The following is a 16,072-nucleotide window of genomic DNA, read 5'->3' on the forward strand; positions in this document are numbered from 1 at the left end:
AGCCGGTAGCAAAACGCGGTGAAGCCTTGATTAAATGGCACTGTCAAAGGCCGAAGACCCGACTTTTCCGACAGGCGGACGACAAGGTGATTAACGAAGCGTTATCACCGCGATGCTATCGAGGGCGCGGAACCCACGCTGCTGGAAACGGATGATCCCTTTGCCGTCCGACGCTTCTGTATCGATCGCGGGGCGGTCGCCGGGGCTTGCCGCCGAGACCGTCGAGGCGGTCGTGACGCTGCCGACCTTCAAGCGGCCGAAGCAGGTGCTGGAAACCCTGGCTTCGATCAAGGCGCAGCGGACCGGCAGGCGCTTTGCCGTCATCGTCATGGAAAACGAGGCCGAGGCGCGCGAGGGCGCCAAGGCGGTGTTGCCGCTGTTCGAAAGCGGCGAGATGCCAGGCATCGTGATCATCGCGCATGAGCGTGGCAATTGCAGCGCCTACAATGCCGGCTGGCAGACGGCGATCCAGCAGTTTCCCAATTTCAAGCACCTTTTGGTCATCGACGATGACGAGATCGCCGAGCCAGACTGGCTGGAGCGCATGTGCAACGCCGCCGAGAGCCTCGGCGCCGACATCGTCGGCGGCCCGCAAGTGCCGGTTTTTGCCGATCCGAGCCACGCCAGATGGGCCGGACATCCGGTCTTTGCACCACCCTATCGTGAAACGGGCCGCGTGCCGGCGCTCTATTCGTCCGGCAACCTGCTGGTGAGGCGCAACGTGCTTCAGGCGATGGGACCGCCCTTCCTCGATCTGCGGTTCAATTTCATGGGCGGCGGCGATTCCGACTTCCTCAGTCGCTCCGCGCAGAAAGGCTTCTTGCTCGGCTGGTGCGCCGAGGCAAAGGTCAACGAGACCGTTCCGGCCCGGCGCGTCGAGGCCGACTGGATCCGCGCCCGCAGCCTGCGCAATGGCGTGATCTCTACGCTGGTCGAAAAGAAGAAGCGGGCCGGCACGCCGCTTGCCGGCCCCAAGGTTTTCCTGAAGAGCCTGGCGCTGCTTGCGGCCTCGCCGTTGCGCGGCGCCGTCCGGCTGGCGCGCACCGGCTCGCTGACGAGCGGCCTCTACCCGGTCTATGTCGCGCTCGGCCGGGTGCTTGCCGAATTCGGATATGCCAATGAGCAATACCGACAGCCTGAGAAGAATTGAGCGCGCCCCGCTCAGCGCCGCCTTCACCAGGGAAGGTCTGGCGACGGCTATCGCCGCGCTGTTGTTCACCCTCATCATCGTCTCGTTCCGGCCCTTCCAGCCGGCAGGCGCGGAGCTGACCGGCGACGGCGGCGACATCGTCAACCAGCTCGGCTTCGGCTCGCTCGGCGCGGTCTCCATCTTCTCGCTGCTCGCCTTCGCCGATCCGCGCGTGGTGCGCTCGCTGGTGAGCCCGTCCTGGGCGCTGATGCTGGGCTTCTTCTTCCTGTCGGTGGTGCTCGCCACCGATCCGCCCGCGGCGATGCGCGCCGCCTCCTTCACCATGATCGGCATCATCACCATGGCGACGATCCTGGTGCTGCCGCGCGACGCCGACTCCTTCGCCAGGGTGGTGATCTTCACCGCCGTCGTGGTGATCGGCCTTTCGTATATCGGACTGATCGTCTTCCCGCATGAGGCGCTGCATACCGCCGAGTCGCAGGAGCCCGAGCATGCCGGCCTGTGGCGCGGCGTCTTCACGCACAAGAACATCGCCGGTCCGGTGATGGCCTGCTTCAGTTTCGCCGGGCTCTATCTGTTCCGGCGCGGCCAGCGCTGGTGGGGTGCCGGCATCTTCTGCGCGGCGATGATCTTCATGCTGCACACCGGCTCCAAGACGACCGCCGGGCTGATCCCGTTCTCGATCATGATCGTGGTGCTGCCCAGCCTCATTGGCATGCGGCTGGGCACGCCGATCCTGTTCGCGCTGGCGATCGTGGCCACGGCTGTCGGCACGCTCGGCATCGTCTTCATCCCGCCGGTGAAGCATCTGGCGGCGATCTATTTCCCGAACCTGACCTATACGGGACGCACGACGCTTTGGGAGTTCGCCGGCGAGATGCTGGCGAAGAAGCCATGGACCGGCTACGGCTATGAAAGCTTCTGGGGCACGCCGCTGCTGCTCAACCAGGATCAGCCCTTCGACCGGCCCTGGGATATCCGCACCATCGTTCACGGTCACGACGGCTATCTCGACATCGCCGTGCTGATGGGCATCCCGGCGCTCTGCGTCGCCGTCTACACCTTCCTGATCGCCCCCTTGCGCGATTACATGCGCATCCCGGCGCGCAAGGAAAACATCTTCCTCGGCGATTTCTTCATGATGGTGGTGCTGTTCACGGCGCTGAACGGTTTCCTGGAGAGCTTCTTCTTCCACCGTGGCGATCCCGTCTGGCTGTTCTTCGTGCTGGGCGTGCTTGGCCTGAGACAAGTCTCGCTGCGACCGATCCCGGTTCGCCCTTCAAACTAGTTGGTTACGCAATTCCGGACGGAAAACCGCTGGACACTTTTCCTGGAATTGCTTCGACCTGGCCGATCGATCTCCTGCCAACTGCCCTTTTCCGTTGCGGCGCAACCGTCTAAGGAGGGCCTTCTTACGGAGGTTTTCATGACGATCAGGCTGGTTCTCGCCGGTTGCGGCAATATGGGTTACGCCATGCTCTCGGGCTGGCTGAAATCCGCCAAGCTCGAGCCGCAAGCGGTGTTCGTGGTCGAGCCCAACGCGGAACTGCGCCAGCGCGCCGAACATCTGGGCTGCCGTGCCGCCGCCGACGCCGCCGGCATTCCGGCCGATGCCGTGCCCGATCTTGTCGTCATCGCTGTAAAGCCGCAGGTGATCCGCGAGGTGACGGCGCACTACAAGCGCTTCGGCGACGGCAGGACCAGCTTTCTCTCCATCGCCGCCGGCACGCCGGTCGCCACCTTCGAGGAAATCCTGGGCGAGCTCGCGCCGGTGATCCGCTGCATGCCGAACACCCCGGCGGCGATCGGCAAGGGCATGATGGTGGTTTTTTCCAACCCGCTGGTTTCCGACGACGTCCGCCGTTTCGTTGCCGAACTGCTTTCGGCGAGCGGCGTCGTGACGACGATCGACGACGAAGGCCTCATGGACGCCGTGACCGCCGTCTCCGGCTCCGGCCCCGCCTATATCTTCCACTTCATCGAGGCGCTGACGGTTGCGGCCGAGAAGGCCGGCCTGCCTGCCGCGACCGCCAAGCTGCTTGCCATGCAGACCGTCTTCGGCGCCGCCTCGCTTGCCGCCGAAGCAGACGAGGAGCCGGGCGTGCTGCGCCAGCAGGTGACCAGCCCCAACGGCACGACCGCCGCCGCGCTTGCCGTGCTGATGGGCGGCGACCGGCTGACGAAGCTCGTCACCGAAGCCGTGGAAGCGGCGCGGCTCAGGTCGATAGAGCTGGGGAAGTAGCACCCTAACACGATCCGGGAAACAGCCCAGCTTGGCATGCGCCCAGCCGGCCAGGCCGGATCGACGATTGCTATACCGGCTAACCGGTTCCCCCAACAATCGGTGGGTTTCCCTTTGGCCCAAGGATTGCCGATTGACTTTGGCATAGGCCACCCAGATAAAACTTTCGTTCGCTGACAGAAGCAAATGTTCATTCGCTCGACTGAACATGCCGGCCTCGTCGGCGAGTGGGGAGTGCCTCGGCCGGGAGGGCCGAGGCGTCATTGAGTTGCGGGCATCATTCATGCTTCGAGCCGAAGCCGATGCCCCTGGGGAGGTAGAATGGACACCATACTTGCAGGCTTAAAGGGAGCTATCGACACGCTCGGCGCGACAGTGCTCTTGCCGATCGTCATTTTCATCATCGCCGTGGTCCTTGGAGCCAAGGTCAGCAAGGCCTTCCGCGCCGCCATCACGATCGGCGTCGCGTTCATCGGCATCAACCTCGTGCTCGGCCTGATGTTCACCTCGATCGGCGACGTCGCCAAGGCGATCGTCACCAACACCGGCATCCATCGAGACATCATCGATGTCGGCTGGCCATCCGCCGCCGCGATTGCTTTCGGTTCGTCGGTCGGCCTCTGGGTCATTCCGGTCGGCATCCTGGTCAACATCGTGCTTCTGCTCACGCGCATGACACGCACGCTCAATGTCGACGTCTGGAATTTCTGGCATTTCGCCTTCGTCGGCTCGCTGGTCGTCGCCGCCACCAACAATCTGGCATACGGCATCATCATTGCGGCGCTTGTCGCGGCGCTTGCGCTGCTCTTCGCCGACTGGTCGGCGCGCGCGGTGCAGCAGTTCTACGGCGTGCCCGGCATTTCCGTGCCGCATCTCGCCTCGGCGCAGATCCTGCCGATCGCCATCGTCCTCAACTGGATCATGGACCGTATCCCCGGGATCAACCGCATCAACATCAGCACCGAGACCATCGAGCGCCGCTTCGGCGTCTTCGGCGAGCCGGTGATACTCGGGCTCATCATCGGCCTGGTGCTCGGCCTGATCGCCTTCTACAACGCCGGCGATCTCGGCACCGTGCTGGCCAAGGTGCTCGGCACCGGCATGACGCTGGCGGCGGTGATGCTGCTTTTGCCGCGCATGGTGAAGATCCTGATGGAAGGCCTGCTCCCGGTTTCGGACGCCGCGCAGGAATTCGTGCGCAAGCGCACCGGCGACCGCGAGCTGCTGGTCGGGCTCGACTCCGCCATTCTGATCGGCCATCCGGCGGCGATCTCGTCGTCGCTGATCCTGGTGCCGATCGCAATCATCCTGTCGATCATCCTGCCCGGCAACCGCGTCATCCTGTTCGCCGACCTCGCCGTCATTCCGTTCATCGTCGCGATGACCGCGCCGCTGGTCAGGGGCAACGTCTTTCGCATGGTCGTCATCGGCACCGTGACGCTGGCCGTCGGCTTCTACGTCGCCAACGCGCTGGCGCCGCTGTTCACAAGTGCTGCCGTCGCGTCGGGCTTCAAGCTGCCGGCGGATGCGCTGCAGATCACCTCCGTGGTCGACGGGTTCCTCTGGGTTCCTTATGTGATCATCGAAGCCATCCAGGGGCTCGGCGTTATCGGTATCGTCATCATCGCGGTGGTCATCGCGGCGCTGTTCCTGTTCTACCGCCGCAACCCGCTCGGCTGGGAACGCGCCGCCGGCGCCGAGGACGAGCCGGCCGAAGGCACTGCCTGAGCCGGTTTAGATCGTGATGGCGTTTCGTTGAATCGTCGTCACGATCCAACTTTTTGTTGGAGCATGATCTTTCTCCGAAAACCGGTTCCCACTTTTTCGGGATCATGCTCCAGCCTGAAACTGAAACGATCGTGCGCCCCGAAGCCGATACGGCGGGGCGCACGGCCCGCATCGATGGAGAGTAGCCCTTGTCGAATGGCCTGATCCAACTGCTGGACCCCGAGGCGGTCGTCCTCGGCTCCGACGCTTCGACCAATGAGGAGATCATCCGCATCCTGGCCTCCAGGCTGGAGGCGCTGGGCTACGTCAAGAGCAGCTACGCCGACGCCGTCGTGCGGCGCGAGATGACGATCCCGACAGGCCTGCCGCTGGAGCGCGCCGACAATGTCGCGGTTCCGCACACCGACCCCGAACATGTGCTGAAGCCGGGGTTGGCGATGGGCACGCTCAAGCGACCCGTCACCTTCGCCAATATGGAAGATCCCGACGAGAAGCTGCCGGTGGGGTTCGTGTTCCTGCTTGCCATCAATGACAAGGACAAGCAGATTGACACGCTGCAGACCGTCATGGCCACCATCCAGAATCCAGCGGCGCTGGATGGCTTGAGGACGGCCAGGACCTTCGATGACGTCCGCGCCATTCTCAGCTGACAAGAGGAAAGAACATGTCCAGACAGAAAACCATTCTTTTTGCCTGCGGCACGGGCGTCGCGACCTCGACGGCGGTCAATGCCGCGGTGACCGAGGCGATGAAGAAGCGCGGCCTCAGCTTTCACGCGCAGCAGGCCAAGGCCACGGAAGTGCCCGGACTGGCCGATAGCGTCGACTTTATCGTCGCCACCACGCCCATCTCGGCATCCGTGACCAAGCCGGTGATCAAAGGGCTCCCCTTCCTCACCGGCATCGGCAAGGACAAGGCGCTTGACGACATCGAGGCGGAACTGCGCAAATAGCAGCGGCTCAGCCCCACAGGGCTGGTGAAGCAACCTTCGCTCCGTAGAGCATGTCATCCTGCAGCCGGCGCAGGGCGTAGAGCCTCGTCGTCCGGTCCGGCGCAGCATTGTCCTCGGTCAACAACGCACCCTTCCTGACAGACTTCAGCACCTTGCCGCCTTCGAGCAGACCGACCGGCACGGCACGACTGGCGCGCGCATCGGCAATCGTCATGGTCCAGGAGCGGTAGCAGGTCTCGCCGATGGCATCGAAGGTCTCGCCCGCGGCAAGGTCGCGCTTGGCGACCGCGCAGACTTCGGCCACCGGCCTCGGCAGAGGCACCATGTCGGGCTTGCCGTGGAGCATGATGCGGGCGGCGGTGAGCAGCACCTCCAGCGAAGTCAGGTGAAAGGGCCGGAACAAGCCGTAATAGGGGCCGTGGCCGACATGGAGATCGTCCAAGCGCTCGACAACGCGCGGATGCATCGCCTCGACGATGACGAAGACGCCGGGCGCCACGCCCTTGCCGATCGTATAGTCGACGACGCCCTTCCTCGACAGGAGGCCGCCGTCCTCCCCTGGGATCAAAACCTTGGCCAGTTGATCGCGATCGGCCTTGGGGCCGTGCATGCCGGGGACATCCGGGACCAGGCCGGTGGCATTGGCGATGGCGCACATCTCGACCATGGTTTTCGAGCCATCGACGAACTCGACCAGCATGCGCGGGTTCATGTTGCGCCGCGCCGCCTCTTCCCGATAATCGTCCGGAACGGCGTCATGGTTGAGCGGATTGTTCTTGCCCTTGCCGGCCGCGACGATGCCTAGCCCAAGCGCCGAGGCGAACTCGATCAGTTCCATGCAGCTCGACGGCTCGTCGCCCGCGCCGACCGAATAGACGACACCCAACCGGTCGGCCTGATGCTTCAGGTAGCAGCCGATGGTCACGTCGGCCTCGACATTCATCATCACCAGATGCTTGCCATGCTGCATGGCCATCAGGTCGAAATCGGCAGCAACGCCGGGTTTGCCGGTGGCGTCGATGACGACGTCGATCAGCGGGTTGGTGACCAGCATCTCGTTCGAGGTGATGGCGATCCTGCCGCTCTCGATCGCCCGGGTGACCCGGGAGCCGGTCTCGGTCTCGGCCGCCATCGCCTCGTCGCCATAAGCGATGCGGATCGCCTCGCGGGCGGTGTGCGGGCGCCGCGTGGAAATGGCCGCGATCGAAATGCCCGGCATCAGCATGCCCTGCGTCACCAGATCGGTACCCATCTCGCCGGAGCCGATGACGCCGATGCGCACCGGCCTGCCCTCGGCGGCGCGCCGGGCAAGATCGCGGGCAAGCCCGGTCAAGGCGACATTGGTCATGCAAGAAAATCCACGGCTTTTTTGCTTCGGCCCGCAATACAGGGAACGATCCGCTTTTGCCAATCAAACCAGGCTGAAACGGCGATTTCTTGCGCATGCTTTGCAAGGCCGCAGCAGATTTTGCGGGAGCTTGTGCATGGCCGCCGCACGATTCGCCGTTTCTTTCCGGCCATTAACCATTGCAGCGCTCTTTGAACGGGAAAAGTCCGACGGCCGCCCCCGGTTTCTGTGCCATTTTTGCTACAGGTTTTGGCCCTAATGTCCGAAATCGTACTTTTAAGGGGTGTCTAATCCATTATATGCTCACAACCTCGAAAAATCTGATAGATACTGGCCGAAAGCTCCGGTGGCAGGCTTGGGCAAATAAGCGCCAATAAAAAAAATGGCGCGGGGATAGTCGCGGGGTAGAAATGACCAGGACGGGTAAAATTACCGTCGGCTGGCGCGTTGCGCTTGCTGTCACGGTGTCGATGCTGGCTTGTGGTAGCGCCAGCGCACTCACACTCAAAGAAGCCGTTGCCGTCGCTGTGGAATCCAATCCGGAGATTGGACAGGCGATCGAAAACCGCGAAGCGATCGAATTCGAGCTGCGACAGGCCAAAGGCCTTTATCTTCCCAGCGTCGATCTGGAAGCATCGACTGGCGTTCGCCGCCTGGACAACGATACACGGCGAGCACTCGACCAGGATCATGAAGCGCTTTATCCGAACGAGGCCGATCTCACGGTCTCGCAGACGCTTTATGACAGTGGCGCAAGGCGGGCCGAACTGAACCGCCAGGCCTCGCGGGTCGACGGCGCTTCCTTCAGGGTTCTGGAACGGTCCGAGTTCATCGGGCTCGCAGTCGTCCAGGACTATCTGGAATACATGCTGCAGGCTTCGATCGTGGCCGAAGCCAAGAAGAACCTTGGCTTCCATCAGTCCATCCTCGGCGACATCAAGCAAGGCATCGCGGGCGGCGCGCTCAACGACGCCGACCGGCAGCAGGCCGAGGAACGCCTTTATGCGGCCAAGGCGCGGATGCAGGAAGCGACCGAAGAACTCGAGGCGGCCAAGATCCGCTTCTTCAAGAATGTCGGCAAGCCGCTGACCAACGCGTCGCGGCCGGCCGATGTCGCAGCCGCCCTGCCGCGGTCGCTGGACGATGCGATCGGGCTCGCCAGGCAGAACAATCCACGCGTCCATATGGCCAACAGCGACATCGATGCCGCCGCTTCGCTGGTCGACGCGGCGCGGGCCAAGTACGGCCCGACGATCACCGCCGAAGGCGTCGCCCGGGGCGGCTATGACATCGACGGCGACAATGGCGACGCGAGCGACCTGCAGGCCCGAGTGGTGCTGCGCTGGAACCTCTATCGCGGCGGCATCGACAAGGCCAACGAACAGGAACAGATCCGCCGCACCAGCGAGCAGCGGCTTGCGATGCACCAGGTGCTGCGCGAAATCGAGGAAGCCGTGCGCACCTCGTGGGACCGCCGCTTCCGCCAGGCGGAACTGGCAAAGACGCTGCGGCAGCAGGCAGCCACCAATGAAAAGCTGGTCGCCTCCTATCGCGAGCAGTTCAAGGTCGGGCAGCGCTCGCTGCTCGATGTGCTCGATGCCCAGAACACGCGCTTCAACACCGCGACACTGGCCGACACGTCGTCCTACGCGTCGCTGTTTGCCCAGTACCGGCTGCTGGCCGCGACCGGCGAATTGCTGAAGACACTCAACATCCAGCCGGCCAAGCAGGCCGCGGCCTACGCCCGTGAGGAATTCGGTGTGCCGGCTACGGCCGATACCGAGACCTATGCGCGGACGCCGTCGGAGCAGAAGAACGATCTGCCGTTCGACATCCTCGCGCCGGTCAGGAAAAAGTAGCCGATGTAGCGTCGATCTTCGGTCCTTCGGGGCGGATCGTGAACCAGCAACCTAATATCCTATCGCCCAAGGAGGCTTTCAAAGCCTGCTTCTGCGCTGTCGCGGCCTATCTCGGCAGGCCGAGCGCGGAAACCGTGCTGTTCGCCGGCGTGCCGATTTCGGAGACGCGCATCGAGCCCGACGAAATCCGCCACCTGGCCGAGCGCATCGGCCTGGAGGTCCAGGATTTCAGCCATCGCGATTTCCTGCGTGGCCGCTTCGATCTTCCGGCCATCATCTTCCGCGTCAGCCAATTGCCGGTCGCCCTCCTGGCGGAAATGGAGGACGGGCAATATCTGACGGCGCCGCAGGAAAACGGCCGCACCACGATCGCCAGGTCGGAACTCGCCGAAAGCTACATCAGCGGCGGCACATCCTTCTCGATCACCTATGCCAACCAGGCCGAAGAGATGACGGTCGGCACCGCCGCGCGGATCGAAAGGCGCCACTGGCTGACCGGCACCATGGGGTCGTTCTGGCGCACCTATTCGAAAGTGGTGCTGTCGGCGGTCTTCATCAATCTTTTGGCGATCGCCTCGCCGATCTTCACCATGAACGTCTACGACCGGATCCTGCCCAACAAGGCGATCTCGACGCTGTGGGTGCTGGCGCTCGGCATCGGCGCGGCGATCCTATTCGACCTGCTTCTGAAAACGGCCAGGGCGTCGCTGATCGACTATGCCGGCCGCAAGGCGGACCTGCGTATCTCCTATCTGCTGTTCGAGAAAGTGCTGAATTCCTCGCTTTCGGCGCGGCCCGGGTCGACGGGCGAATATGCAAACCGCGTCACCCAATACGAATTCGTGCGCGAGTTCTTCACCTCGAACACGGTCAGCGTCTTCATCGATACGATCTTCGTCTTCGTCTTCCTGGCTGTCATCTACGCCATCGGCGGCTGGCTGGTGATCATACCGGCGTTGGCCTTCGTCATCTCCGTCATCGTCGGGCTGATCACGCAGCGGCGAATCGGCAAGCGGGTCGCGGCCTCGATGAACGAGGCCTCGCAACGCCAGGCGCTGCTGGTCGAATCCATTTCGACGCTGGAAACGATCAAGTCGCTGCGCGCCGAAGCCTATCTGCTGCGCAAATGGGGCGAGCACTCGAAGAACGCGGCCAACACGTCGGAGAAGATCAAGGAGCTCTCGGCGGCGGCGGGCAACATCACCGGCGCCATCCAGCAATTCGTGACGGTCGCCCTGGTGGTTGGCGGCGCCTATGCGTTCTCGGAAGGCCATGTCTCGACAGGCGCCATCATCGGCACTGTGATGCTGGCCGGCCGCGCCGTGGCGCCGCTCGGCCAGATCGCCATCACGCTTGCCCGGTTCCGGCAGGCCATGCTGTCGCTCAGGATCATCAACACGATCATGTCGCAGCCGGAGGACCGCCCCGATACGGTCGGTTTCGTCAACCGGCCGATCCGCAGCGGGGCGCTGGTCTTCAAGAATGTCGGCTTTGCCTATCCGGGCACGGAAAACGAGGTTCTGAGCGGGCTCAACATCGCGGTCCGGCCCGGCGAACGGGTCGGCATCATCGGCCGTATCGGTTCCGGCAAGACCACAATGGGCCGGCTGATCGGCCGGCTTTTCCTGCCGACGTCGGGGGAATTGCTGATCGACGGCATCGATATCCGCCAATACCATCCCTCGGAGGTCCGCGCCGCGGTCGGCATCGTCGCTCAGGCCGGCGACCTGTTTTCGGGAACCATCAAGGAGAACCTCTTGATGGCGGCGCCGGAAGCCACCGACGAGGAGATCATCGATGCGGCGAAGGCCGCCGGCGTCGACGACTTCGTCTCGCGGCATCCGCGTGGCTACGACATGAATGTCGGCGAGCGGGGCACCAGTCTCTCGGGCGGACAAAGGCAGGCGGTGGCAATCGCGCGGCTGCTTTTGACCAAGCCGAAGATCGTCTTCCTGGACGAGCCATCGGGTTCGATGGATCTCGCTTCCGAACGGCAGTTGATCAAGCAGCTCAAGGTGGCGTTCGACCGCAGCACGACGCTGATCGTGTCGACCCATCGCTACAGCATGCTGGAACTTGCCGAGCGCCTCATCGTCATCGACCAGGGCCGCGTCGTCGCCGACGGGCCGAAGGAACAAGTCATCCAGGCATTGCAGAAGGCAAATGCCTGACCGGAACGCATGGACATGCTAGCAAGGGAAGACCGGCCACCCCTATTCGCCTCGGCGTCCGTCTACATCGTCGGAGCGCTGTTCGTGTGTTTCACGGCCTGGGCGTCGTTCGCCGAGGTGGACGAGATCGCACGCGGCGACGGCAAGGTGATACCCGCTTCGAAGACGCAGATCATTCAGGCCAGCGAACCGGGCGTCGTGCAGGAGATCGCCGTCCAGATCGGCCAGACCGTCAAGAAGAACGACCTCATCATCCGTCTCGACAATTCGGGCAACACGTCGAGCCTTGGCGAAGAGAAGGCCAAGGCGCGGGCGCTGCAGGCGCGCATCGCCAGGCTGCAGTTCGAGCAGAGCGGCAGTGTCGAAGGGTCGTTTCCCTGCCCTGTGGAAATCCAGAAAGTCGCGCCGGAGATCTGCGACAACGAGCAAAAGCTGCTTGTGGCGCGCCGCGACAATTTCGAGGTCAAGCTGTCGGTTCTCAAATCGCGCCTCGACCAGCGCGAGAAAGAGCTGGACGAGGCCACCGCCAATGCCGACCGCCTGTCCAAGAGCCTTGCCGTCACCGACCAGGAAGCGGCGCTGGTCGAACCCATGGTCAAGAAAGGCCTGATGGCCAGGACCGAACAGATCCGCGTCGAGCGGGAACAGACCGACCTTCACGGGCAGTTGACCCTGGCCGGCGAGACCATCAAGAAGACCAAGTCGGCTATCACCGAGGCGCAGCTTCAGGTGAACGAATTGGGCCTGCAATTGCAGCAGGAGGCGTTGAGCGACCTGACGCAGGCGCTCGCCGATCTTTCCGTGGTCGACGAAACCATCCGCGGCGCCACCGACAAGGTGGCGCGCACCGACATCCGCTCACCGGTCGACGGCATCGTCAACACGCTCGACGTCAACACGCTCGGCGCCTTCGTGCAGCCAGGCGCGGTCGTGGCCGGCATCGTGCCGACCTCCGAAACGCTGCTGGTCGAGGCGCGGGTTTCGCCGCGCGACGTCGCCTTCATCCAGCCGAACCAGGAGGCGCTGATCAAGGTCACGGCCTATGATTTCTCGATCTTCGGCGGCATCGAGGGCAAGGTCTCCAACATCACCGCCGACAGCCTCGTCGACCAGAAGACGGGCGAGCCCTACTACCAGGTGCGGGTCGCCACCGAGAAGTCGACGCTGACAAGGAACGGCAAGACCTATTCGATCATCCCCGGTATGATCTGCTCGGTCGACATCAAGACCGGACGCAAGACGATCCTCAACTATCTTTTGAAGCCCATCAACAAGGCGCGTCAGGAGGCAATGAGTGAGCGATAGCGCCATCCATCCCGACACTTCGCGCGAACGGCTGCTGCCGGCGCTCGCGGCCGAGGATTTCGGCCCGGAATTCCGCGTCGTGGCGCGCGGCGGCGTGCGTCGCGGCATCCGGCTGGAGCGCGCCTTCTGGGTGTCGCTGAAGCAGATGGCCGAAAGCCGAAAATGCACGATCGGCATGCTGGTCGAGGAGATCGCCGAACACCATCCCGACCAGGGCAATCTCACCTCGGCGATCCGTGTCGCCTGCATGCGCGGCCTCGCCGAGGAAAGCATGGAATTGCGCAAGCTCGCTTCGATCCGCACGATCAACGCAATCCTGATCGCCTGCCCCTCGCCCGCCTTCGCGCTGTCTTCTTCGAAGAAGATCCTGGCCTTCAACACGCCGTTCCAGCAACTGGTCAGGCGTCAGTTGCCGAGCGCGCCGGGCGAGGATGGGCGCCAGGACCTGAAGCTGGCGCTCGACCTCAACGTTCCCGACATCTTCGCCCGCCTCGACGCCAATGGCGAAACGCCGGTCACCAGCGGCTTCGTGATCGGCGCGGGCGAGCGCCGCTATCGCGGCCAGCTCAGCGCCGTGCGCGCGCCTGTCACCGATCCGGAACTGCTGATGGCTTTCGTCTACAACGGGTAGGAAAATTCCAGGAACAAAGGCGCGTCGCGGCTTCCCTGGCGGGATCGAGCGGTTCTGCGTCCTGGTGGAACGTCGACCGCTACAGTCTACTGCCTCAGGCTCGAAGCCGCCGATGGTTCCGGCGAGCCTTCACCCGGAGCGACGGTCGCGAAGCCGCCGGTGATGTCGGCGATCTGCGCGCCGGACTTCGACCCATGGATCCAGGCGCGATCCGTGCTGAAGGAATAGAGCGGAACATAATCGGGCAGTTCGCTGTCACGCAGAACGGCGTTGCCGAGGCTGTCGAGGATGAAGGCGCCGCTTCCTGTGCTTACCGACAGGACGGCGTGGAAGAACTTGCGGCGGCGATCCTGGAGCACCACGAGCGACATGCTCTGCGCCGGGATCCCGGCCCTGAGCAGCGCCGCCATCTTGAGTATGGCGAAATCCTCGCAATCGCCGGCGCGATGTTCGAGGATTTCCGAAGGCTTCGCCCAATAGTCGAGCTTGCCGTAGACGACACTGTCCTTGCGATAGGCGATCAGGCGGTTGATGCTGCTGTTGACGAAAGCGAGCTTCTCGCGAAAACCCTTGTCGGCGGCAATGTTGATGATCTCGGCGAAAGCCGGGCTCTCGCGGTCGCAGACGCTGCCGGCGGTGCAATCGACGATGGCCTTGTAGACGGGAGTCCAGCGCGCCGCGACCGGAAAGTTGCGCATCGACAAAGCGACGGAGCCGAAGACGCCGGGGATGATCGCGGCGGTCTGGATCGGGTCGATGCCGGGATCAGCCTCGGCGCTCGAGCGCGCTTCAACCGCGTAAGCCGCTGCCGGCGCGTAGCCTGCCGAAACCTCCGCGATCCGGTAAGCGGTGGCCGCCCGCCAAGGCAGCGGCCGGGCCAGCGAAACACCGCCGAGGCTCGCCGGCGCAAGCACCTTTTGCAGGACCGGATCCGGGCCCGGATTCGCGCCGGCGGACGATGGATTTGCCAAACCGGCAAGGCCGATCGCCAGCAAGAGAACCTTGATCCCCGTCGGGGCTGCTTTTTGTATTTTCATAACGCCCACCTTTGACTGTGGACGCTACCAATCTTGTCTCAAATTATCGGAAAAGAAGGTAGGTAAATTTCCGCGAATCACTCTATTCTATTTTGCGTCAAATTTTATTCAAAATTATACTTCCATTTACCAAGGCGGAGGCGCGCGGCGCGGTCAACCCGCCTTCCTTAAGATCATGCATATCCAGATATATCATCGCGATTTACCAAGTGTAAAAAATGCGATTCTCTACATATTCGAGTATATGAAATAGGTTGAATGTCTGTTGCAAAGTCCAGGCCTGACATGTCTCTTTCCGGGAAATGCCGGAGGGGCTTTAGCTATGACAACCAATATCGAATTCGACGCCGTTTCAAATTCCTGGGACGAGCACACGAGTGCTGGTGAAAATCATATCTCGACGGGTGTCCAGGTCGCGCAGGCGACCACCGGCCAGGCTGCAAGCGAGCCGGTGCCGGTCGACGTCGGCAGCGGCGCGCCGGCGCAGGGCACGGCCAATACGCCAGCCGCGAACCAGCCGGCAGCCGATGCCAAGGCCCCTGCTTCCAACGCTCCCGCAACGGCGGCAAATGCAGCGGCAGGGAATATCCCCCATGAATATCACGTCGAGGCCGGCAACGTCGTAAAGCTTCCGGCCAGCGTGTCGATCGACAACATCAAAGTCGACGGACATGATCTCGTCCTCACGCAGCCCGACGGATCCCAGATCGTCATCAAGGACGCCGCACTGAACGTGCCGACCTTCATCCTCGGCGACGTCGAGGTGCCGCGCGTGGCCCTGATCGCCGCGCTCGAGGCAAGCCATGTCGATGTCGCCTTCGGCGCCGACGGCTCGATCTCGGCCGGCGGCAACGGCTCGCCGGGCAGCGCGGGCGGAAATTTCGAACATCCCGCCGGTGGGATCGGCGACGGCTTCGGCCTGACGTCGCTGCTGCCGCCGACGGACCTGGCGTTCGGCCAGCCGGAGCACCGCGAGCTATTCCCGGGATTGCTGCCGGACTCGACGCCGACGATCCTCGACCTGACGCCGTCGACCAGCGGCGGCGACACTATCGTCAATGAAAAGGGCCTGCCGGCGAGCTCCGGCTCGGAAGGTTCTGGCGAAGCGGCGGCGCCTGGCTCCGACGGCGATCCCTCCGAGCACAACACCGGCACCTTCACCATCAGTTCGCCTGATGGCATCGGCTCGGTGACCGTCAACGGCCAGGTGATCTCGGGCGCAGCCCTTGCCAACAGCGCCAATCAGCACGTCACCGTGACCACGCCGGACGGCACATTGACGATCACCGGATATGACGCCGCCACCGGCCAGGTGAGCTACACCTACATGCTGCTGCACAGCGTACAGCATCCGGACGGCGACGGTCCGGTCTACGACAACATGACGGTGACGGTCACCGACAGCGACGGCGACATCTCGCTTCCGGGGACGCTGTCGGTGCAGATCGTCGACGACGTGCCGACGGCGCACGCGGATATCGGCAACGTGCCGGCCGGCAGCCAGGCACCCATCACTGGCGATGTGTTCGTGAATGACGTATTCGGCGCGGACGGCAAGGATGCCGGCGGTGGCGTCGTCGGCGTTGCCAAGGGCGACACCAGCGCCAACCTGGACGATGCCACGTCCGGCAATCCGGCCAGCGTCGGCG

At 63.5% G+C, this 16,072-nt stretch carries 12 protein-coding genes and 1 pseudogene; 11 read left to right on the forward strand and 2 right to left on the reverse strand.

The features are described from left to right. Positions 1-151: 151 nt before the first annotated feature. The 6 genes from FJ424_RS22490 (at position 152) to FJ424_RS22515 (ending at position 6,072) form a co-directional block, all read left to right on the forward strand. Positions 152-1,150 (forward strand): glycosyltransferase, encoded by a 999-nt coding sequence (locus tag FJ424_RS22490; RefSeq protein ID WP_140655322.1) that lies wholly within the window; start codon positions 152-154, stop codon positions 1,148-1,150. Continuing rightward, complete coding sequence (locus tag FJ424_RS22495) at positions 1,119-2,438, forward strand: O-antigen ligase (protein WP_140655319.1); 1,320 nt, start codon at positions 1,119-1,121, stop codon at positions 2,436-2,438. Before FJ424_RS22490 ends, FJ424_RS22495 begins: the two co-directional genes overlap by 32 nt. A 138-nt stretch (positions 2,439-2,576) precedes the next feature. Continuing rightward, the gene (gene proC, locus FJ424_RS22500) at positions 2,577-3,392 is read left to right on the forward strand and encodes a pyrroline-5-carboxylate reductase (protein ID WP_140655317.1); all 816 of its coding nucleotides are present in this window, start codon (positions 2,577-2,579) and stop codon (positions 3,390-3,392) included. Between the two features lie 321 nt (positions 3,393-3,713). Beyond that, entirely contained in the window at positions 3,714-5,120 is a 1,407-nt protein-coding gene (locus tag FJ424_RS22505; protein ID WP_140647719.1) for a PTS transporter subunit IIC, read from the forward strand. A 188-nt stretch (positions 5,121-5,308) separates the two neighbouring features. After that, positions 5,309-5,770 (forward strand): PTS sugar transporter subunit IIA, encoded by a 462-nt coding sequence (locus FJ424_RS22510; RefSeq protein WP_140655314.1) that lies wholly within the window; start codon positions 5,309-5,311, stop codon positions 5,768-5,770. Positions 5,771-5,784: 14 nt separating this feature from the next. Then, positions 5,785-6,072, forward strand: a complete 288-nt coding sequence (locus tag FJ424_RS22515) for a PTS sugar transporter subunit IIB (protein ID WP_140655311.1) — start codon at positions 5,785-5,787, stop codon at positions 6,070-6,072. 7 nt (positions 6,073-6,079) lie between these two features. On the opposite strand, the gene FJ424_RS22520 is transcribed toward FJ424_RS22515, so the two are convergent. Then, on the reverse strand, positions 6,080-7,420 hold the full coding sequence (locus FJ424_RS22520; RefSeq protein ID WP_140655309.1) for an NAD(P)H-dependent oxidoreductase: 1,341 nt from the start codon (positions 7,418-7,420) through the stop codon (positions 6,080-6,082). Between the two features lie 410 nt (positions 7,421-7,830). Between FJ424_RS22520 and FJ424_RS22525 the strand changes: the two genes are divergently transcribed. Genes FJ424_RS22525 through FJ424_RS22540 form a run of 4 tightly spaced genes read left to right on the forward strand, consistent with a single transcriptional unit; the run spans position 7,831 to position 13,386 of the window. Further along, a complete protein-coding gene (locus FJ424_RS22525) occupies positions 7,831-9,279 on the forward strand; it encodes a TolC family protein (RefSeq protein ID WP_140647723.1) in 1,449 nt (482 codons plus the stop codon). A 38-nt stretch (positions 9,280-9,317) separates the two neighbouring features. Then, positions 9,318-11,450 carry a type I secretion system permease/ATPase gene (locus FJ424_RS22530; RefSeq protein WP_140655306.1) on the forward strand — a complete coding sequence of 711 codons (2,133 nt, stop codon included), beginning with the start codon at positions 9,318-9,320 and terminating at the stop codon, positions 11,448-11,450. A gap of 15 nt (positions 11,451-11,465) precedes the next feature. After that, the gene (locus FJ424_RS22535; RefSeq protein WP_140655304.1) at positions 11,466-12,755 is read left to right on the forward strand and encodes an HlyD family type I secretion periplasmic adaptor subunit; all 1,290 of its coding nucleotides are present in this window, start codon (positions 11,466-11,468) and stop codon (positions 12,753-12,755) included. Next, positions 12,745-13,386 (forward strand): ribbon-helix-helix domain-containing protein, encoded by a 642-nt coding sequence (locus FJ424_RS22540; protein WP_140655301.1) that lies wholly within the window; start codon positions 12,745-12,747, stop codon positions 13,384-13,386. Before FJ424_RS22535 ends, FJ424_RS22540 begins: the two co-directional genes overlap by 11 nt. A gap of 86 nt (positions 13,387-13,472) precedes the next feature. Here the strand turns inward: FJ424_RS22540 and FJ424_RS22545 are convergent, their stop codons facing one another. Continuing rightward, on the reverse strand, positions 13,473-14,423 hold the full coding sequence (locus FJ424_RS22545) for a transglutaminase-like cysteine peptidase (protein ID WP_140655299.1): 951 nt from the start codon (positions 14,421-14,423) through the stop codon (positions 13,473-13,475). A 322-nt stretch (positions 14,424-14,745) separates the two neighbouring features. On the opposite strand from FJ424_RS22545, the pseudogene FJ424_RS22550 reads away from it, so the two are divergent. Further along, positions 14,746-16,072, forward strand: a pseudogene (locus tag FJ424_RS22550) (hypothetical protein); the annotation flags it as partial.

The organism is Mesorhizobium sp. B3-1-8 (genome assembly GCF_006439495.1).
In the GTDB taxonomy this organism is placed as follows: Bacteria; Pseudomonadota; Alphaproteobacteria; order Rhizobiales; family Rhizobiaceae; genus Mesorhizobium.